Source organism: Pseudomonas sp. UBA1879, from assembly GCF_002338065.1.
Classification (GTDB): Bacteria; Pseudomonadota; Gammaproteobacteria; order Pseudomonadales; family Pseudomonadaceae; genus Aquipseudomonas.
Window position 1 is genome coordinate 85,730 of sequence record NZ_DDHJ01000026.1, and the last position, 20,858, is coordinate 106,587.

The 20,858-nt window shown below is 61.7% G+C and carries 18 protein-coding genes and 1 pseudogene; 11 read left to right on the forward strand and 8 right to left on the reverse strand.

Translation table 11 applies throughout. From position 1 onward, the window contains the following. Positions 1–59: 59 nt before the first annotated feature. The 11 genes and pseudogenes from B3N48_RS26605 to B3N48_RS26650 all read left to right on the forward strand — a co-directional run bounded on the left by B3N48_RS26605 (position 60) and on the right by B3N48_RS26650 (position 13,118). Positions 60–2,255 (forward strand): TonB-dependent siderophore receptor, encoded by a 2,196-nt coding sequence (locus B3N48_RS26605; RefSeq protein ID WP_296188804.1) that lies wholly within the window; start codon positions 60–62, stop codon positions 2,253–2,255. A gap of 228 nt (positions 2,256–2,483) precedes the next feature. Then, positions 2,484–2,612 carry a hypothetical protein gene (locus tag B3N48_RS26610; RefSeq protein ID WP_296188806.1) on the forward strand — a complete coding sequence of 43 codons (129 nt, stop codon included), beginning with the start codon at positions 2,484–2,486 and terminating at the stop codon, positions 2,610–2,612. A 1,690-nt stretch (positions 2,613–4,302) separates the two neighbouring features. Then, positions 4,303–4,503 carry an MbtH family protein gene (locus tag B3N48_RS26615; RefSeq protein ID WP_296188807.1) on the forward strand — a complete coding sequence of 67 codons (201 nt, stop codon included), beginning with the start codon at positions 4,303–4,305 and terminating at the stop codon, positions 4,501–4,503. Between the two features lie 44 nt (positions 4,504–4,547). Next, entirely contained in the window at positions 4,548–5,534 is a 987-nt protein-coding gene (locus B3N48_RS26620) for a TauD/TfdA family dioxygenase (protein WP_414704294.1), read from the forward strand. Positions 5,535–5,545: 11 nt separating this feature from the next. Then, complete coding sequence (locus B3N48_RS26625) at positions 5,546–6,379, forward strand: formyltransferase family protein (RefSeq protein ID WP_296188810.1); 834 nt, start codon at positions 5,546–5,548, stop codon at positions 6,377–6,379. A gap of 42 nt (positions 6,380–6,421) precedes the next feature. Then, positions 6,422–7,180, forward strand: a complete 759-nt coding sequence (gene fhuF, locus B3N48_RS26630; protein WP_296188812.1) for a siderophore-iron reductase FhuF — start codon at positions 6,422–6,424, stop codon at positions 7,178–7,180. A 265-nt stretch (positions 7,181–7,445) separates the two neighbouring features. Continuing rightward, positions 7,446–8,153, forward strand: a pseudogene (locus B3N48_RS27025) (cache domain-containing protein); the annotation flags it as partial. A gap of 102 nt (positions 8,154–8,255) precedes the next feature. After that, on the forward strand, positions 8,256–9,011 hold the full coding sequence (locus B3N48_RS27030) for a methyl-accepting chemotaxis protein (RefSeq protein ID WP_414704295.1): 756 nt from the start codon (positions 8,256–8,258) through the stop codon (positions 9,009–9,011). Between the two features lie 205 nt (positions 9,012–9,216). Next, entirely contained in the window at positions 9,217–9,966 is a 750-nt protein-coding gene (locus tag B3N48_RS26640) for a gluconate 2-dehydrogenase subunit 3 family protein (RefSeq protein ID WP_296188815.1), read from the forward strand. A 2-nt stretch (positions 9,967–9,968) separates the two neighbouring features. Next, entirely contained in the window at positions 9,969–11,744 is a 1,776-nt protein-coding gene (locus tag B3N48_RS26645) for a GMC family oxidoreductase (protein ID WP_296188817.1), read from the forward strand. A 12-nt stretch (positions 11,745–11,756) separates the two neighbouring features. Beyond that, the gene (locus B3N48_RS26650) at positions 11,757–13,118 is read left to right on the forward strand and encodes a cytochrome c (RefSeq protein WP_296188818.1); all 1,362 of its coding nucleotides are present in this window, start codon (positions 11,757–11,759) and stop codon (positions 13,116–13,118) included. A 171-nt stretch (positions 13,119–13,289) separates the two neighbouring features. Here the strand turns inward: B3N48_RS26650 and B3N48_RS26655 are convergent, their stop codons facing one another. From B3N48_RS26655 to B3N48_RS26690, 8 genes are all read right to left on the reverse strand, one after another. Next, positions 13,290–14,123 carry an oxidoreductase gene (locus tag B3N48_RS26655; protein ID WP_296188820.1) on the reverse strand — a complete coding sequence of 278 codons (834 nt, stop codon included), beginning with the start codon at positions 14,121–14,123 and terminating at the stop codon, positions 13,290–13,292. A gap of 147 nt (positions 14,124–14,270) precedes the next feature. After that, entirely contained in the window at positions 14,271–15,632 is a 1,362-nt protein-coding gene (locus tag B3N48_RS26660) for an MFS transporter (RefSeq protein ID WP_414704293.1), read from the reverse strand. 531 nt (positions 15,633–16,163) lie between these two features. Next, positions 16,164–16,442: a hypothetical protein gene (locus B3N48_RS26665; RefSeq protein WP_296188821.1), complete on the reverse strand. Its 279-nt coding sequence runs from the start codon at positions 16,440–16,442 to the stop codon at positions 16,164–16,166. Positions 16,443–16,542: 100 nt separating this feature from the next. After that, positions 16,543–17,280 (reverse strand): histidine utilization repressor, encoded by a 738-nt coding sequence (gene hutC / locus B3N48_RS26670; RefSeq protein WP_296188822.1) that lies wholly within the window; start codon positions 17,278–17,280, stop codon positions 16,543–16,545. 203 nt (positions 17,281–17,483) lie between these two features. Then, positions 17,484–18,308, reverse strand: coding sequence for an amino acid ABC transporter ATP-binding protein (locus B3N48_RS26675; protein WP_296188844.1), 825 nt, complete (start codon positions 18,306–18,308; stop codon positions 17,484–17,486). Positions 18,309–18,370: 62 nt separating this feature from the next. Continuing rightward, positions 18,371–19,042: an amino acid ABC transporter permease gene (locus B3N48_RS26680; protein ID WP_296188824.1), complete on the reverse strand. Its 672-nt coding sequence runs from the start codon at positions 19,040–19,042 to the stop codon at positions 18,371–18,373. After that, positions 19,039–19,698: an amino acid ABC transporter permease gene (locus B3N48_RS26685; RefSeq protein ID WP_296188825.1), complete on the reverse strand. Its 660-nt coding sequence runs from the start codon at positions 19,696–19,698 to the stop codon at positions 19,039–19,041. The genes B3N48_RS26680 and B3N48_RS26685 overlap by 4 nt, the downstream gene beginning before the upstream one ends. A gap of 213 nt (positions 19,699–19,911) precedes the next feature. After that, on the reverse strand, positions 19,912–20,763 hold the full coding sequence (locus tag B3N48_RS26690; RefSeq protein WP_296188827.1) for a transporter substrate-binding domain-containing protein: 852 nt from the start codon (positions 20,761–20,763) through the stop codon (positions 19,912–19,914). Between the last annotated feature and the right edge of the window lie 95 nt (positions 20,764–20,858).

The following is a 20,858-nucleotide window of genomic DNA, read 5'->3' on the forward strand; positions in this document are numbered from 1 at the left end:
TATCCAGTCAAATTTTGGGGCGAGGGGCCCTGGGTTTTTCAAAGGGAGGGGGAGTTCGGATGGTCAGTAACAACACACAACAATTCAAGGTGAAAGCCCTGGCAGCACTGGTCGCCGCGGTCGCTTGCCACGGCGTGGCATGGGCTGACAATGCCCCTGCGAAACCAGCGAATGGCGCCATTCAGTTACAGAATTCGGTGGTGTCAGGTGAAGCCCCGGTCGCCGAAACGGATGTGGGTTACCAAGCGAAGAACAGCACCGCAGGCACCAAAACCAGCACGCCATTATCGGAAACGCCGCGTTCGGTGTCGGTGGTGACACGTCAGCGCATGCAGGATCAGGCGTCGCAGACCCTGACCGACATCCTCGGCTACGTGCCGGGCATTTTCGCGCCACCGTTCGCCGTGGGCGACGGCCTGGCCGGTGACCTGTTCTCGATTCGCGGCTACAACGCCACCGACTACGGCTACGGTCTGCTGAAAGACGGCCTGCGCCTGCAAGGCAACCGCTACGACACCACTACCGAACCCTATGGCCTGGAACGCACCGAAGTGTTCCGTGGCCCGAGCTCGATCCTCTACGGCGAAAACGCGCCGGGCGGGCTGGTCAATCTGGTCAGCAAACGCCCGACCGAAGTGGCCCAGGGTGAAGCCAAATTCTCCTATGGCAGCAACAACCGTCGTCAACTCGGCCTTGACGTCTCTGGCCCGCTGACCGACGACAACCGCATTCTGGGGCGTGTCGTAATGCTCGGCCGCAACGCCGACACCCAAGTGGATTCGGTGCCCGACGACCGTCTTTACATTGCGCCGTCGATGACCTTCAACTTCGACGAAGACACCGCGCTGACCCTGCTGTCTTCGTACCAGCGCGACCGCACCAAGCTGTTATTGGGCTACCCGGCGGCCGGCACGTTGCTCAACAACGTCAACGGCAAAATCGGCAAAAGCCAGTTCAACGGCAACCCGAACTGGGACGATTTCGAACGCGAAAGCTGGACCCTGGGCTATGAGTTCAGCCACCAGTTGAACGAGAACTGGCAGTTCCGTCAGAACTCGCGCTACATGGAATCGCGCATCGATCGTCACGAAACCTGGCCGAACAACCTAAACAACGGCGGCTTCGGCAGCACGCTGACCAGCACGGCCTATGACCGTGACAACAAGTCCATTGCCTATTCCCTCGACAACCAGTTCGAAGGCCACTTCACCTCCGGCGCGCTGGAAAACACTGTCTTGCTGGGCGCCAGCTACGACCGCACCTCGTTCAACCAGGATTGGGCAGCGGGCAACGGCGGCACCTTCAACGCCTTCAACCCGCTGTTCCCGGCTGGCAATCCGCGGATGATCGCGACGATCCAGAACTCGCAGCTCGACCAGCAGATGTACGGGCTGTACAGCCAGTTGCAGAGCAAATACGAGAACTGGATCTTCCTGCTCGGCGGCCGTCAGGACTTCGTGAACAGCAAGTACCGCAACCGCGCGGGCACCACGAGCGGCCTGGCGGATCTGGACGGCTGGGACCACCGTTTCAGCTGGCAGACCGGGTTGATGTACCAGTTCGAAAACGGCATCTCGCCGTACGTCAGCTACTCGACGGCGTTCACCCCGGTGCAACAGTCGTCGCAGCCGAATGGGGATTTGCTGCATCCGATCCTCAGTCACCAATACGAAGCCGGGGTGAAGATCGAACCGAAGGGCTGGAACTCCACGTTCAGTGCAGCGGTGTTCGAACTGACCAAGACGGATGACGTGGTGGCCGGTGCCAACGGTTTCAGCCAGCAGGTCGGTGAGAGCAAGTCCAAAGGCATCGAGTTGGAAGCCAACAGCGACATCACCGAGAACCTCAGTCTGACGGCGTCGTACACCTACACCGATGCCCGCGTGACGAAAGATGCGCCGGGCTCGTTGTACGAGGATCATCAGTTGACCGGCATTCCGCGCAATCAGGCGTCGGGCTGGGCGACTTATCGTTTCCTCGACGGTCCGTTGAGTGGCTTTCGTGTAGGCGGCGGGGTGCGGTATTTCGACAACACCTTCGCGTATACCGCACCGACGCTGTACGGCAAGTTGAAGACGGGCGATGTGACGCTGGTGGATGCGTTGGTCGGGTATGACATTGATAAGCATTGGTCGGTGGATGTGAACGCGAAGAACCTGTTTGACAAGGAGTATGTCAGCGGGTGCAACAACGCCGGGCGGTGCTATTGGGGAGAGGAGCGTACCGTGTTGGGGACGGTGGCGTTCCGCTGGTAAGGGTCAGGGGTTGAAGAGAAGGGCAGGCACGGGTGACGTGGCTGCCCTTTTTTTTGCGTCCATATCCATTTCTTCGGGTGTGGCTGATATCGGTTCCGCCCTTACGGCGGGTCACTTTTGTCAAGAGCCACAAAAGTAACCAAAAAGGCCCTGCTCCTGGCTTGGCCCTCGTTCCTCGGGTTCCCGAACGCCGGCGACGCTCCGTGGGCCCGCCGCGAAGGGCCATCCATGGCCCAGCGCGGCTCTCGCGGCATCCATGCCGCTCGACCCACTCCGCGCCGCCTGCGTTCGGCCTACGCCCAAGTCGCGTTCAGCGGTGTCTGGGCGTTCGCGCGTGAAGATCAAGAGCAAGAGTGAACGCCGCGCTTGAATGTGGACGTTATTCCTGAACTGCGCCAGCGGTTGGATGGGTGTCAAATTTCTTGGAGGGGCAGATGTGTAGGAGCCGCCGGAGGCACAACGGCCGCGAATGCGGTAGGTCAATTGCAGATGAGTGGCCTGACACCCCGCCATCGCGGCCGTCGTGCCTCCGGCGGCTCCTACAAGGATCGTGTTTGGTCAGCGGGAACGTATGAGGACAGGGGTTGTGTGGGTCGATTGCCTGCCATCCGAACGCCACCGTTGCGTGAACCGGTCGCATGACCCCCGTACGCTGCGGGGTTTGTTCCCCTGAAGACCGGAGGCCGCTGTACCTGTAGGAGCCGCCGGAGGCACGACGGCCGCGAATGCTGTAGGTCAATTGCATATGAGTGGCCTGACACCCCGCCATCGCGGCCGTCGTGCCTCCGGCGGCTCCTACAAGGATCGTGTTTGGTCAGCGGGAACGTATGAGGACAGGGGTTGTGTGGATCGGTTGCCTGCCATCCGAACGCCACCGTTGCGTGAACCGGTCGCATGACCCCCGTACGCTGCAGGGTTTGTTCCCATGATGACCGGACGCCGCTGTACCTGTAAGAACCGCCGGAGGCACGACGGCCGCGAACGCGGTGGGTCAGTTGCGGATGCCCAGTCCGACACCCCGCCATCGCGGCCGTCGTGCCTCCGGCGGCTCCTACAAGGATCGTGTTTGGTCAGCGGGAACGTATGAGGACAGGGGTTGTGTGGATCGGTTGCCTGCCATCCGAACGCCACCGTTGCGTGAACCGGTCGCATGACCCCCGTACGCTGCAGGGTTTGTTCCCATGATGACCGGACGCCGCTGTACCTGTAGGAACCGCCGGAGGCACGACGGCCGCGAATGCGGTGGGTCAATTGCATATGAGTGGCCTGACACCCCGCCATCGCGGCCGTCGTGCCTCCGGCGGCTCCTACAAGGTTCGTGTTTGGTCAGCGGGAACGTATGAGGGCATCGGTTGTGTGGATCGGTCGCACGCCACCCGAACGCCACCGTTGCGTGAACCGGTCGCATGACCCCCGCACGTTGCGGGATTTGATCCCATGGTGACAGGACGCCGCTGTACCTGTAGGAGCCGCCGGAGGCACGACGGCCGCGAACGCGGTGGGTCAGTTGCAGATGCCCGGTCTGACCCACCGCATTCGCGGCCGTCGTGCCTCCGGCGGCTCCTACGATGAAAGCGTGGGTTCAGTCAGACATGTGCAAGCTATGGAAACGCAAAACCCACAGCCTTTGCCTTTGCCTTTGCTCTCGAACGCGATGGATCAGACACCGCCGATCGCGACTTGGGTGCAGGCCGAACGCAGGCGGTGCGGAGTGGGTCGAGCGGCATGGATGCCGCGAGAGCGCCGCAAGGACATGGATGTCCGTTCGGCGCGGGCCCACGGAGCATCGCCGGAGTGAGGGAACCCTGACGAAGTCAGGGCCAAACCAGGAGCAAATGGTTTTGGTTACTTTTCCCGAAAGAAAAGTGACCCGCCGGGGGGGCGGAAAGGTGAAGCAGTGTCGCCACCGCAAATGGATAAACACACATAACGATGCACCCCCAATGACCCGCTTCAAGAAAAAAAACACTAATCATCCGCCCCCCTCATTCGTCTTCTAGATAAACCCGCATCACACGCGGCCACTCATCACCAAGAGGCACCCCCCATGAGCTTTGACGGCGAAAACACCCAATTCCGCGTAGTCATCAACCACGAAGAACAGTACTCCATCTGGCCCGACTACAAAGCCATCCCCGAAGGCTGGAAAAGTGTCGGCGTCGAAGGCGACAAACAGACCTGCCTCAACTACATCGAAACCACCTGGACCGACATGCGCCCCCTGAGCCTGCGCAACGCCATGGCCTGATCCATCCTTTTGAACTGCTGCCCTGGAGCGTCTTGCCCATGAACATGCGCATGCTCACGCCACACACCCTCCACGTCGAAACCGGCTTCCCGCTGCGGGTGTACCCCGACCAGACCGGCGCGACCCTTGCCGTTGAATTTGAAGCTCTGCGAGAGGTGGTCGACCGCCAGCTCGAACGCGACGGCGCGATCCTGTTCAGCGGCTTCGACACTGAGGGCGTCGAAGGCTTCCAGCGTTTCGCCGCTGCGTTCGGCCATCCGCTGCTCAACTATGAATTCGGCTCGACCCCCCGCAGTCAGGTCGACGGCAAAGGGGTCTACACCTCCACCGAATACCCGGCGCACCGCTCTATCCCGTTGCACAATGAACAGGCCTACACCAACGAGTGGCCCATGCGCATCTGGTTCTACTGCGCCAAGGCCGCCGCCAGCGGAGGCGAAACGCCGATTGCCGACAGCCGCGAGGTGTTCCGTCGGATCAACCCGGCGCTGCGCAAGCACTTCCAGGACAAGCGTCTGATGTACGTGCGCAACTACGGCAACGGCCTCGACCTGACCTGGCAACAGGTCTTTAACACCGAGCGCCACAGCGAGGTCGAGGACTACTGTCGCAAGCGCGGCATTCAGTGCGACTGGAACGAAGACGGCGACCTGCGCACCCGACAGCTCGTGCAAGGCGTTGCCCAACATCCGCGCACGAAGGACTGGGTCTGGTTCAACCAGGCGCACCTGTTCCACCTCTCCAACCTCGACCCCGAAATGCAGGACATCCTGCTGGACACCGTCGGCGAGGAAGGCCTGCCGCGCAATGTCTATTACGGCGATGGCAGCCCACTGGAAGACGACGCACTGGCGGAGATTCGCGGCGTGCTCGGCGAGTGCGAAGTGGTCTTCCCCTGGAACACCGGCGACGTGCTGATGCTCGACAACATGCTCACTGCCCACTCGCGCAAGCCCTTCAGCGGCGAACGCAAAGTGGTCGTGGCGATGGCCGAAGGCGTCAGTGGCGACGCGCTGCTCAACACCCCATGAGTTCGAAACCCATGCAAAAAACCAAACTGGTGTACGTCTGGTCGCTGCGCAATGCCGCCGCTGACAAGGCCGGTCAATACGTCGATTACCACGGCGAGCAACGCTACATGAAGTCGCCGCTGGAATACCTCGTCCAGGCGCTCAACGACACGCCACTGGGCGATCATTACTCCCTGGAAGGCATCATTTGCGACGACAACCCCGAGTCGGCGCGGGATCGTGAAAACATCAAAGATTACGGCTTCGCGCCGGGGCAGGGTCAGCACTGGTTCTACCCGGCAGACCTCAAGGTGCAGGGGCGTCCGGTCAATGAGTTGCTGGAAAACGTGCCATCGACCTACCGCGCGTTGGCGCTGGACGACAGCCAACGGCCCGCGGGGAAATCGGATTTCGAGCGACGTCTGGGCGAGCGTTTGAAAGCGCTGCAAGCCGAAGTCGTGGTCCTCGACGGGCTGCTGGTGATCCTCGACGAACTGGTGCGTCCGGGCGCGGATTTCCATCGTCGCATCGTCAACATCCACCCGGGCATCACCCGACTGGAATCGCCCTATGAACGTCGCGGCGCCTACGCCACTCTCGATGCGCTGTTCGGTGCGCGAGGCAAGAAGGTGGTCGACTGGAAGACCGGGGCAACCCTCGACATTCCGGTGGTGGACATGACCGGCGCGTCTTTTCACTACGTCGACAACGGCATCGATTCCGGCGAGGTGATTTTCGATGTGCTGGACACGCCCATCGCACCGGACGACACGATCCTCGAATTGCGCTGGAACAACTTCAACAACAGTCTGTTTCCGGCGCTGGAGCAGGGATTGCTGGTGTTGGCGCGGCGTCAGCCTCATTAACATCCCGCTAAAAAAAGCGGCGTCGGCCCGGGGATTCGTATCGTGATCCCGGCGCTGGCGCCGTTGTTCATTGCCGATTTCGCACACTACCGCGACGTGCTCGTGCTCGACGACGATCCACGCCCGAGCATGCCGCTGCGCATCTTCTTCACGTCGGGTGCATTCGACGACACCCTGAGCCGTTTCGGCGAGCAATATCCCGACAGCGACCAACGTGGGTTGGCCTCGATCTGGGCCAAGTATTACTTCGTGAAACTGGTTCCACCTGTGGTGGCGGCTTCGCTGATCCTGGATCATCGGCTGCCGCTGGACCTCGATGAACTGCACCTGATGCTGGACGGGCAGGGCATGCCGCTGGGCTTCAAGCTGCCGGACTCCGGCGAGCGCTGGATGCCTGAACCTGACGATGGATTTCAGCGTTTCGGAGACCTGATCGAGCATCACCTGCGCCCCTTCATTGAGGGTGTGACGCGTTGCATACGGCTGTCACCCCACGTGCTGTGGAGCAACGCGGGCAATTATGTTGAATGGTTGCTGGGCGTACTGGCGGGGGCGATGCCTCACGCCGATTTGCGCCATGGGCATGACTTGCTCAACGCCAAGCATCTGCCCGATGGCCGACGTAATCCACTGTATCAGCCGGTGCGTTATCTCAAGGTTGAGGGACAAACCGAAATGAAGCGCCAGCGGCGGGTCTGTTGCCTGCGGTATCGTGTCGGTGGACTGGTCGCCTGTGACAACTGCCCATTGAGCGCACAACGCCGTTGTATGCCGAAGATGACCTTGATCACCGACCTCTGACAAAAAATGCGTGGCCTGACGCCTCGGAAAACGGGACGCTGAAACGGTTAAGTCAAACGGCTGACGTCAAAATGCCAGCAAAACTTTTCAAGATGTACGATCTCCTGCCGATAGTGAATAACCATACGACCAGGAGGTGATTCGTACCATGAAGCTTACCGTGAAGGGCAAACTGCTCTGTTTAGCCATCATTCCCGCTTTGCTGTTCGCCCTGATTCTCAGTGCCGTGGCTTCGTGGATGTTGCAGAGCAGCGCCGATCAGGAAATGAAGGAAACCCGTGAGCAATTGGTGGAGCGCAACCGCCAAGTGTTGAAGAACTACGTCGACGTGGCGCTGACCACGATCAAGCCGCTGCACGATGCTTCCGCTCAGGGCGACATGACCGCGCGGGACAAGGCGCTAGAGCTGCTGAAGCCTATGAAGTATGGCGACGACGGGTACTTCTTCGGCTACGACACCAAGGGTGTGCGGGTCTTCCGTGGCGACAGCCCCGCAGGCGTCGGCAAAAGCTTCTGGGACACCCGAGATCCGGACGGTTCCTACCATTACCAGACCTTTGTCGAGGTCGCAAAAAACGGTAAGCATTACATCGATTATGCCGCGCCCAAGCCGGGCGATGAGGCCGTGCAAGTGCCCAAACTCGGCTACACCGTGTACCTGGAAAAATGGGACATGGTGCTCGGCAGCGCGATCAACATGGACGACATCGATGCCGCCATGGTGCTGGAGCAGCAAGCCGTCACCCACCGTACCCACAGCATTCTTACCAGCGTGTTCGTGGTCACCCTGATCCTGCTCCTGATCACCGCTACGGCCGGGATCTGGACCGCAAACGGCATCGTTCGCCCGCTGCGCGTTCTCAAGACCAATCTGGATGACATTGCGGCTGGCGATGGCGACCTGACCCACCGTCTGGTGGTGACCAGTCGCGACGAATTGGGCGATCTGGCCACCTCGTTCAACCTCTTCGTCGACAAGATCCACGGCATGGTCCGGCAAGTCGCGCAGATGACCACCGACCTTGCAGGCCTCGTCGACCAGGCCACGCAACAGACCTTGCGATCCGAGCAAGCCATGCAGCGTCAGCGCGAAGAAACCGATCAGGTGGCCACGGCGATTCACGAGATGTCCGCTGCCGCTCAGGAAGTGGCCCACAGCGCCCAACGCGCTGCTGAGGCGGCTTCCGAAACCGATCACCAAGGCCAGGCCGCGCGCAAGGTGGTGGGCAACAGCATCATCGGCATGAGTTCGCTGGTGGACGACATTCGCTTGAGCGGCACCAGCCTCGACAACCTGCAGCAGGACGTGCGCTCCATCGTGTCGGTGCTCGATGTGATTCGTTCGATCGCCGAGCAGACCAACCTGCTGGCCCTCAACGCCGCCATCGAAGCTGCGCGGGCTGGTGAGGCCGGTCGCGGGTTTGCCGTGGTCGCCGATGAAGTGCGGGCGCTGGCCAGCCGTACTCAGCAGAGCACCCAGGAAATCCAGGGCATGATCACGCGCCTTGAAACAGGCACCCATGCCTCTGTCGCAGCGATGCGCCGTTCCACCGAAGCGGGCGAGGGCGCCAACCAGCAGACCAACGAAGTCGGAGTTTCGCTGGACTCCATCTCCGGCCTCATCGGCACCATCAATGCGATGAACGCGCAGATCGCCAGCGCCGCCGAAGAGCAGACGTCAGTGGCTGAAGAGATCAACCGCAGCGTGCATCAGATCGCCGGAGCCGTTGAAAACCTTGCCGAGGAAACCGAGCAGAGCGCCCGCACCATGCGCGACGTGTCTGCACTGGGCGGCAACCTCAGCGCGCTGGTCGGGCAATTCAAGATCTGATGAATCGTTTAACCCTGCGACCCAGGTAGTCTCCGGCAGTGGAAGCTGTTTAAGTAACGTGTAGATGCTTAGCTAGGTAATTAATAGCTGGCAATCGAATCCCCGGTGGCCGTCTGTCATTGCAGCAGGCGGCGCACGGCGACCCTACAACAAGAAACACCAGAAAAAGAAGCACACCCGTGTTCAGTCTCAGGAGAAATGAAAGATGTTCGATGACGACACCTCCCCGGCGCGTCGCGATTTTCTACGCAAATCGTTGACCCTCATCCCCGTCGTAACCCTGGCCGGTGCCGGCCTTCCTTCCAGTACGTTCGCCCAGACGCCGGCCAGCGATGCAGCGGCCAAGCCCGCTGCAGTCCCTGCCTCGTCCGCAGGGAATTACACGCCCACGTTCTTCACCCCCGAAGAATGGGCTTTCCTGATTGCCGCCTGTGATCGCCTGATCCCCTCCGACCACGTTGGCCCTGGCGCTGTGGAGCTGGGAGTTCCCGAGTTTCTCGACCGCCACATGCAGACGCCCTACGCGAACGGCGGCATCTGGTATATGCAGGGGCCGTTTCTGGAGGCCGCTCCCGAGTTCGGTTATCAGGGCCGCCTGAACCTGCGTGAGACCCTGCGCATCGGTATCAAGGCCATGAACGCCAACTGCAGGAAGAATTTCTCGGGCAAGGCGTTCGCCGAGCTGTCGTCGGCCCAGCAGGAAGACCTGCTCAAGTCCGCCGAAAGCGGCAAGTTGGCTCTGGACGACATCGCCTCGAAGCTGTTTTTCAGCAGCCTGCTCAACGAGGTGCGCAACGGCTATTTCGCCGACCCTTCCCACGGCGGGAACAAGAACATGGGCGCCTGGAAGATGATCGGCTACCCCGGCATGCGCGCTGACTATATGGACTGGATCACGGTGCGCGACAAGCCGTATCCATTGCCACCGGTCGATCTGGCCGGACGGAGGGGCTGAACATGGCGAACGCAAAACCGAAAGTGGACGCCGTCATTGTTGGCATGGGCTGGACTGGTGCGATTCTGGCCAAAGAACTTACCGACGCCGGCCTGAATGTGGTGGTGCTGGAGCGCGGCGCCGATCGCGATACCCAGCCGGATTTCGCCTACCCCAAAGTGGTGGATGAGCTGGAAGGTTCGGTGCATCGACGCTACTTGCAGAGCCTGGCGCAAGAGACCGTGACCGCACGGCACAACCTCACCTCGACCGCTGTGCCATATCGGCAGATGGGCTCGTTCAAGCCGGGCACCGGCGTGGGCGGCGCGGGCAGTCACTGGTCGGGCTGTCATTTCCGCGCCCTCCCGGAAGACTTCAAGCTGCGCAGCAACGTCGAGCAGCGTTACGGCGCGAAGTTCATTCCTCAGGACATGAGCATTCAGGACTTTCCCGTCACCTACGAGGACCTGGAACCGCACTTCGATCACTTCGAATACGTTTGCGGCACTTCGGGCAAGGCCGGGGTCCTCAACGGCGTGAAGCAGATCGGTGGCAACCCCTTCGAAGGCTCTCGCTCTCGGGAGTTTCCGCTGGGCCCAAACCCGAATTACCTCGGCGCGGAAATGTTCTACAAAGGCGCGCGCGAAATGGGCTGGGACCCGTATCCGATCCCTGCATCCAATGCCTCCGGCCCCTACGTCAACCCGTATGGTTGCCAGATGGGCCCGTGCAACGCCTGTGGTTTCTGTAGCGATTACGGCTGCTTGAACTACTCCAAGGCCAGCCCGAACATCAGCATTCTGCCGGTGCTGCGCCAGCGCAAGAACTTCGAACTGCGCACCCATGCTCAGGTGCTCAAAGTCAACCTCGACAGCGACGGCAAGAAAGCCACCGGCGTGACCTACCTTGACGCCCAGGGCCGCGAAGTCGAGCAGCAGGCGGATCTGGTGCTGCTGTGCGCGTTTTCGTTGTACAACGTGCACCTGATGCTGCTGTCCGGCATCGGCAAACCCTACGACCCACAGACAGGCGAGGGCACGGTCGGGCGCAACTACTCGTACCAGAACCTCAACCGCGTGGTGCTGTTTTTCAACAAGGACGTGCAGGCCAATCAGTTCATCGGCATCGGTGGCGCGGGCACGACCATGGACAACCTCAACGGCAACCAGCTGGACAATGCCAAGGCCGGTTTCGTCGGCGGCGGCATCATCTGGGCGCGACAGCCGGGGGCGGGGCCCGTGCGCGGGATCAACGTGCCGCCGGGCACGCCGAACTGGGGCACGGCGTGGAAACAGGCCGCCAGCGACGCCTTCCGCCACTCGTTCTATTTTGAAGTGCAGGGTGCCTGCATGTCGTACAAGCAGCATTACCTGAGCCTGGACCCGACCTACAAGGACGGCTTCGGTCGGCCACTGCTGCGCATGACCTTCGACTGGCACGACAACGAGGTCAAGGCTTCGCAGTTCCTGGTGGGCAAGGCCATGGAGATGTCGAAAATCCTCAACCCGACCGCATTGTCTGGCGACGCCAAGAAGCCGGGCGAGCACTACAACATCACCAAGTACCAGAGCACCCACACTTGCGGCGGCGCGATCATGGGCAGCGATCCGAAGACCTCGGCGCTGAACCGTTATCTGCAAAGCTGGGACGTGCACAACGTGTTCGCCATCGGCGCCAACGCCTTCCCGCAGAACAACGGCTACAACCCGACCGGCATGGTCGGTGCACTGGCGTACTGGTCGGCCAAGGCCATTCGCGAGCAATACCTGAGAAACCCCGGCCCGCTGGTTCAGGCCTAAGGAGAGACGATCATGAAAAAGCTTCTCTCAAGTCTGCTCGTCATTGCCGTCGTCGCGTTGGGTGGGGTGCTTGGCGTTGCCTTCTGGCCAACGTCCACCCCAAAACTGGCCGCCGATACGTCCACCGATCAAGCCGCGCTGATCGAAAGAGGCCGTTACCTGGCCGATGCCGGTGATTGCACGGCGTGTCACACCGCCAAAGGCGGCAAGCCATTCGCTGGCGGTCTGCCGATTGCGTCACCGATCGGTACGCTGTACAGCAGCAACATTACGCCTGACAAAGCCTCCGGCATTGGCAGTTACACGCTGGACGACTTCGACCGCGCACTGCGCCATGGGATTGCCGCCAATGGCAACAGCCTGTACCCGGCGATGCCGTATCCGGCTTACGCGCGCACCCGCGACGACGACGTGCGGGCGCTGTACGCGTACTTCATGCACGGTGTCGCGCCGGTCTACGCCGAAAACCGCGCCAACGACGTGCCCTGGCCGTTGTCGATGCGCTGGCCGCTGGCGGTCTGGCGCAAGGTCTTCGCACCCGCCCCGCAAGACGTGGCATTCAACCCGGCGCGGTATCAGGACCCGCAAGTGGCACGCGGCGCCTATCTGGTCCAAGGGCTGGGGCATTGCGGCAGTTGCCACACGCCACGGGCGCTGACCCTGCAGGAGAAGGCGCTGGATGAATCCGGCGACGCGTTCCTGTCGGGTGGGCCAGTGATTGATGGCTGGCTGGCCGTGAACCTGCGTGGCAATCCTGCAGACGGTCTGGGTAATTGGAGCGCCGATGACATCGTGGCCACCCTGCGCAGCGCGCGCAGCGAGACCCACGCGGTACTCGGCGGGGCGATGGGCGATGTGGTGGTGCACAGCACTCAGCACCTCAACGACCAAGACCTGAAGGCTGTGGCTGCCTACCTGAAAACCCTGCCGGCGAGTGCTCGTCAGGTGTCCGCGTTCAACGCCGACCCATCCACCGCCAAGGCCCTGCAGGCGGGACAAGAAGGCAGTCGCGGTGCCGAGCTGTACGTCGACAACTGCGCAGCTTGCCACCGCACCGACGGCCAGGGCTATCAGCGGGTGTTCCCAAAAATAGCCGGTAACTCGTCGGTACTCTCGGAAGACCCGGTGTCGATGATCCGCCTGGTGCTGGCGGGCAGCAAACTGCCGGCCACCGCCACTGCGCCTTCGGAACTGGGCATGCCCGGTTTTGCCTGGAGGATGTCGGATGAGGAAGTGGCGCAACTGCTGACCTTCATCCGCAGCAGCTGGGGTAACCACGCGCCTGCCGTCAACGCGGGGCAGGTGGCGCAGCTGCGGGCGACCTTGCCCGAGCCGTCGCCGGCGGTGGACCGTACGGACATAGCCAAGCCGTAACCACGTGAAGCGATCATCCGGACGCTGCAACGGTGTCTGGACGGTCGCATCCCGAATACATTCGCTCTCACAGGTTTGCGCGCGATTTCGCCATGCGATCTACCCTGTGGGAGCGAATGCATTCGCGAACGGTTTTTCAGGCGACATCAATGGCACGAACGAGCCATGGCATCAGATATCCGTCGACTTGGTCACCGCTTCCCACGCCGTGATCTCAGCCTGCAGCTGTTCCAGCTTGTCCCGCACCAGCTTCAACGCATCGCTGCCCAGTAGCAGGTGTGCAGGCGGGGCGTCGCTGGCGATCAGCGTCAGGATCGCGTTCGCGGCCTTGACCGGATCACCCGGTTGCTTGCCGCTGCGTTCTTCCCGGGCCTTGCGGATCGGGTCGAAGCTCTCGTCGTAATCGGCGATCTGCCGTGGCGAGCGCTGCATCGAACGACCGGCCCAGTCGGTGCGGAAACCGCCGGGTGCGACTGCCGTCACGAACACGTTGAACGGCTTCAATTCCTTGCCCAACGACTCGGAAATCCCCTCCAGCGCGAACTTGCTGCCGTGATAGAACGAGATCCCCGGCATGGTAATGAAGCCGCCCATGGAGGTGATGTTGATGATGTGGCCGTTGCGGCGTTGACGGAACAGCGGCACAAAGGCCTTGGCGATGGCCACCGCGCCGAACACGTTGACCTCGAACTGGTGACGCATCTCCTCCAGCGTCGATTCCTCGAACACGCCTTCGTGGCCATAACCTGCGTTGTTGACCAGTACATCCACCGGGCCGAAGGCCTTGTCGACGTCATTGATGACGCTGTCGATGGCGGCGAATTCAGTCACGTCCAGCAGCACGCCATGGGCGCGGCCGGGGGCCTGGGCTTCGAAGCTTTCAATGGCGTCCTGGTTGCGCAGCGTGCCGATGACCTTATGTCCCGCCGCTAGTGCCTGAGCGGCCAGCGCCTTGCCGAAACCTGTGCTGACGCCGGTGATGAACAGGGTTTTCGTCGAACTCATAACGTTTCCCTCTCGAAGCGCGTTGCGGTGGCTGAAAGTCCCCATGCTAGGAACGGCAGAGCGAAACCCGCTCACCCAGTTCTACGCGATGATTGCCTGATCCTGCCGTGAGCTCCTGCAGGGCTGTGTGGGTAGAAACGTCGTGACTCATACCCGAGGAATGAGCGTATTTTTCTTCACCAACCGCAACCCGCTGGCAATGCTGCCCACCGCCGCGAACCCCGCACCAATGCTCAACGCCAGCACCGGCCCGTGGGCGTTGGAAATGCCGAAACTCAACGCCACTAACGCCGCGCCGGTGGCTTGCCCGATCAAACGGGCGGTGGCGATGGTCCCGCTGGCGCCGCTGGAACGCTCCTTCGGCGCGCTGGTCATCAGGGCTTTCTGGTTCGGCGCCTGGAAGAAGCCGAAGCCGATGCCGCACAGAATCATCCGCGCTGTGATCGAGAGGACGCTGGCGTCGGCGGGCATGGTCGCCAAGGAAATCATGCCAATGCACAGCATCGCCAGCCCGATCCCGCCCAGTAACCCCGGCGGATAGCGGTCTGACAGACGCCCCGCGACCGGCGCAATCATCGCCACCACCACCGACCACGGCGTCATCAGAAACCCGGTCTGCACCGGGTCACGGCCCAGGGTGATTTCAAAAAAGAACGGCAGCGACACGAACGCCAGGCCCTGGGTCGCGAACGAGCAAAAGGCAGTCAGCGCCGACAGGGCGAACATCGGGCGTTTCAGTAGGTCCAGCGGAAACATTGGCGCCGGATGCCCGGCTTCGCGTTTGAGCATCGCCGCGCCGCCCACCAGGAAGACAGCCAGGGCAATCAGGACGCTGCTCATCGAGCCCAGTTGCGCGGCTTGGCTTAGCGCGAAGATCAACGCCCCGAACGTGATGACGTTGAGAATCGCGGTGACGCGGTCGAAGGTCAGGCTGCCGGGTTTGGTCAGCGGCAGCGAGTTCCAGGCGAACACCAGCGCGAACAGGCCGATGGGAATGTTGATCGCGAACAGCCACGGCCAATGCGCCACCGACAGCACGAGGGAGGCGATGGTCGGGCCGATGGAGAATGACGTACCCACTACCAGCGCATTCATGCCCAGGCCACGACCGAGGCGCTCGGCAGGGAAGATCGAGCTGATCAGTCCGGCATTCACGCTCATGATCGCGCTGGCGCCGATGCCTTGCAGCACGCGGGCGACCGTCAGGGTCGGCAGTGACCAGGAGAAGGTGCACAGCGCCGACGACACTACGAACAGAATCAGGCCACCGAGGTACACCTTGCGCTGCCCCAGCACTCCGCCCAACGCAGCAAACGGCAGCAGTGTCGCGACCGCAGCCAACTGGTAGGCATTGATGATCCACACCGATGCGGCAGGGGACGCGTTGAGATCGGCGGCGATGGCGGGCAGGGCTGTGTTGGCGATAGCGGTGTCGAGCGTGGCGAGGGCGATAGACAGCAAAATCGCGAGCATGCCGCGAAACTCGCGTGACGTGAGCTTATCATTCATGGGCGGGGCATCTTGAGGGGCGGGCTGGGTTGCGGGCTGGACCATTATCGACAACGCTCCGGAGACGGGTGCAGGCAAAACCAACGCGTATGGTGCCGGTTTGTTAGGGGGCTATGCAATGGACAGATCGCCGGGATTGAAGCGGATTATTGGAACATTCAAAGGACCGGTCGAGGGCATTGGACGTCAAGGCACGCGCCTGCCCGCGATAACGCCCGACCGCCAGCCGCACACCGTGTGACACCACACTCCACGAACCCCGCGGCCAAGCGTGCCCTATAACAAATCGCTATCTCCTGTGGGAGCCGGCTTGCTGGCGAATGGCTCAGCCGCATCATTGCCGGACGCCACACCGTTTCCCCCAGCAAACCGATTTCAGCAAGGCTGTATATAGGTCACGCCCTCTGTGACCGACATCAGGTATGCGGGAGCCAACTCGCTGGCGAATGCGTGGGATCAGGCACAACAGTGCTGAATGACACACCACCCCCTCCAGCGAGCCGGCCCCGTACTCTTTTCGCAAGCTCGGGTTCAACCCCCGGCGGTATCGATATCGCCGTCGGTATCCCCGGTCCGGTTTTCTTCCTTGGTCTTATCCGGCGACTCGTGTTCTTCAGGCTCAAAATCCGGGGTGAAGCTGTTCTCCCCTGATTGGCCGCCATGGCTCTCCTGACGTTCCGCACCGTCATTGCTTTGGCTTTGCGGGCCTTGGGACGCCGGAGCCTTGTCCTGACCCATATCGTTATCAGGCGTATCCGGGTCGATGGCGGGGTCGTTGCGTTCTGGGATTTGCTGATCTTGGGCAGTCATAGGCACCTCTTCTCGATACCCCGGGTTCTCCGGGTCTTAGCGATATTGAGGGCAGCGCAGCGCAGGCGTTCGATGAATCTGCCGGGCGGTTGTAAAGGGGTCAGCTGTCGCGGTAAGCCCCGGTCACCGGCAGGCGGCTGCCGAGGCGGTAGCGTGAGGAAGGATGGGCGAGACGCACGTAGGTCACCACGCGGCCATTGTTCCAGGTGCGGCGGATCAGCACCAGGCAGGGCTCGTCAGCCTCGATCTGCAAATGCTTGCGTTCTTCCGCAGAGGGATGGCTGGCCTCGACGATGTGCTCCATTTCATCCGGCTGAAGGATCTGCAGCAGGTAGCGCGCCGACTGCAACGTGTCGCCGAAGGGCTGTTGCAGGAATGCCGGCGCGGTCTGCGGGTTGACGTAGCGGTCCTCCAGTTGCACCGCCACGTCGTCCTCGTAATGCACGCACAGCAGATGAAACACCGACGCCCGGGTGGGCAGCGCCAAGGCGGCGGCAATGGGCATCGATGCCGATTCCCGGGCCAGGTGCAGCACGCGACAGCGATAGCGGTGCCCGCGAGCGAGGATTTCGTCGGCGATGTTGGTGATGTGCAGCAGATTGGATTGCGGCTTGCTCTCGGCGACGAAGGTGCCGACCCCGGAAATGCGCAGCAGACGACCTTCCTCGGTCAGTTCGCGCAAGGCCCGATTGACGGTCATGCGCGACATGCCCAGTTCCAGCACCAGACGGTTCTCCGAGGGGATCAGATCGCCGGGTTTCCACACCCCGGCCACCAGCTTGCCCAGCACGAAATCCTTGGCTTTTCGGTACAGGGCCTGAGGTGCGGGCTTGTCCATCAGCGCCTCCTGAGTTGACGTATGTCCTTTTGTAGGAGCGTGGCTTGTCCCGCGATCGGCGACGAAGTCGTCGTAAATTCATTGGGCGCGGCCATGCCTGAGATGGCCAATACGCTTGAATCTACGGCTGCTACGGTCGGCCGCGCCACCGGCGCGATCGCGGGACAAGCCACGCTCCTACAGGCGGTTGATCCGCACCAACCTTATGCTTTGCCATCCTGCCAAAACGCATTGCGGTCCAGATAATTCTGCAAGAACTGCTGCAACCGCGGTTGTTCGGCGTTGTGGAAAATCTGCTGCGGCGTGCCCCGTGCGACCACTTCGCCCTGGTCGAGAAAGATCACCGAATCCGCCACCTGCGCGGCGAACCCCATCTCGTGAGTGACCACGACCATGGTCATGCCTTCCTTCGCCAGGGTCTTCATCACCTGCAGCACTTCACCCACCAGTTCCGGGTCGAGCGCCGAGGTTGGCTCGTCGAACAGCATGATGTGCGGCTCCATCGCCAACGCCCGGGCAATCGCCACGCGCTGCTGCTGACCGCCCGACAACTGCGCCGGATAGGACGAGGCCTTGTGCGCGAGGCCGACTTTGTCCAGCATCGCCATGCCACGCTGGTTCGCTTCATCGGCGGACAGTTTGCGCACCCGGCGCAGGGCCTCGCAGACGTTGCCGAGCGCGGTCATGTGCGGCCACAGATTGAACTGCTGAAAGACCATGCCGACGTTGCGCCGCACCTGATTGATCTGCGACTGCGGCGCGCGCCGACGACCCTTGTCGGTGTCCTGCCAGCCCAGCAACTGGCCTTCGATGTGAATCGCGCCTTCGTCGTACTCTTCGAGAAACGCCATGCTGCGCAACAGCGTGCTTTTGCCGGAACCCGAGGGGCCGATCAGGCACACCACTTCCGAACGCCGAACCTGCAAGTCGATGCCCTTGAGCACGCGCAAGTTGCCGAAGCTTTTGCCAACCTTGCTCAGCGTCAGGATGGTGGGCTGCTGATCGGGGCTCGCTGCCGAAGTCTTCATACGTTCACCTGGTTGCTCGGCGGTGCTCGCGGACACGGCGCCGTTGGGAATCAGAAAGCTGTTCATCGGGTTTGCCTGCTCATGAAGTGGCCGACACGGCGTTCCAGAAACATGCCCAGCCGCGAGCACAGTTCCACCAGTATCAGGTAGCCGATGCACAGCATCAGCAGGGTTTCGACGAAGGCAAAGGTCTGCGAACCGATGCCGGTGAGGACCATCGTCAGCTCCGGAATGGTGATGATCGACAGCACGGCGGTTTCCTTGCACAGCACGGTGATCATGTTGATCAGCGCCGGAAGGATGATCACCAGCATCTGTGGCAGCTGAATCCGCCAGATGCATTGCAGGCGGGTGATGCCCAGGCAATCCGCGGCTTCCAGCTGACCCCGGGCCACCGAATCGAAACCGGAGCGGAAGATCTCGGCGAAGTACACGCTGCCGTAGACACCGAGTCCGAGGATGCCGGCGGGGATCGGGTCGAGGCTCAGGCCGAAGGAGGGACCGCCGTAATACACCAGAAACAGCTGTACCAGAAACGGCGTGCTGCGGATCAGTTCGATGAACACTCGCAATGGGGCGCGTATCAGGGCGTTGCCGAAGATTTGCGCGACAGCGATCAGCATGCCCAGCACGATGCCGAGTACCACGCCGCTGCTCCAAGTGCCGAGAGTGACGAGGAAACCGGAGCCGATATCGTCCAGGTGATCGGTGATGATTGTCGGATCGAAGATCATGCGCCTTGCTCCTTCAACCGGCGTTCCAGCACGCTGCCAAGACAGGCCAGCGGTATGTTGATCAGGCAATAGAAGCCCGCGAGCATCAGGTAGTCCTGGACGAACATGTAGTCGCTGGCGGCCAGGTTTTGCGCGGTGCGGGTGAGGTCGGCGAGGCCCACCACCGAGACCAGTGACGAGGCCTTGATCAGCAGGATCATTTCGTTGATCAACGCTGGCAGGGTCAAGCGCACGGCCTGGGGCACGCGAATACGCACCAGCATCTGGCTGGCGCTCAGGCCCAGCAATCCTGCGGCTTCCAGCTGGCCGCCAGGAATGGCGAGAAACCCGCCCCGCAGAATCTCGGCGGTGTAGGCGCCCGCCGCCAGCGACAGGCCGATCACCGCGGCAACCGTGGGCGACACATTGGGCAGGCCGACGCGGGGCAGGAAGTAATAAATGAACAGCAATTGCACCAACAGCGGGATGCCGCGGAACACAAAAATGTAAGCACCGCCCAGACGGCGGAGCGAGGGAATCGGCGACAGCCGCAACGCCCCGACGACCACGCCGATGACGAAACCGATGGCCAGCGCGGCGATGGACACCTGCAATGTCACCCACAGGGCGTCGAGCAATAACGGTGCGTTCTGTTGCAGCAAAGGCCAATCGAACACGGTGTGACTCCAGGTTTGGATCGGTGCTTATGAAGATCTTGGCAGTCAGATCGCGCTCAATCTTGAACACGGCTCAAAACACTGTAGGAGTGAGCTTGCTCGCGATAGCGGTAGGTCAAACACATCACTGGCCATAACCCAGCCGCTATCGCGAGCAAGCTCACCCCTACAGGGAGGCGCGTCGTTCCAGTGGAAATGGAACGACGCGAAGGCTTACCACGTCGGCTCAAAATCACCCTTCGGCACGTCCATCTCAGCGCCGAGCCATTTTTTCTGCAGCGCGGCGAGGCGGCCGTCGTCGTGCATTTTGTTTACGGCGGCGTCCAGCGCGGCGATCAGGCTGTCGGCATCGGCGTCCTTGCGGCCCAGGTAGGCGAAGTAGGATTTCTTGCCGAATGGCGGCTGCACCACTTTGTACAGATTGGCTTTCTGCGCCGCGACGAAGGAGATGTTCGGCAGCGAGTTGGCCACCGCGACGATGCGCTTGGCGGCGAGGTCGGCGTAAGCCTGGTTGTTGTCGACGTATTCGCGAATGGTGACCTTCTCCGGGAGGGTCGCGGCGAAGGTTTTCAACTCTTCCAGCTGCGCCGAGCCTTTGCCGGCACCGACGGTTTTGCCGGCGATGTCCTCTGGTTTCTTGATGCTGTCGTCCTTGGCGCCGACCATCAACGCAACGGTGGCTTCGGCGATCGGCGAGACGAAGTGGTAGCGCTCCTTGCGCGCCTTGGTCACGATGATCGGCCCGGCCACGACGTCGAATTTCTTCGCTTCCAGGCCTGGCAGCACGCTCGGCCATGGCAGGTCGAGGAATTTGATCTTGACCCCCAGCTCCTTGCCCAACTCAGCGAACAACTCGGTGTTCAGGCCCTGCTGCTTGCCCGCTTCAAGAAAATCGAACGGCGCGAATTGCATCTCCGTCCCCACCACCAACTCACCGGCTTTCTTCACGTCGGCCAATTGGTCGGCGTGGGCCGCCAGAGGCAGCAGGGCAAACGCCACTGCAACGCTCAGGCGTTTGACTGTCTTGCTGAACACGTGTGTACCGAAACGGGAATCGCGTTGCATGGAGTCACTCCTCATTCATCAGATGCAGTGTTGTGTCGTCGTGATCGGGGCCAGGTGGAGCGTCTGTGTGATGTGAATGTGCAGTTAGCGTGCCA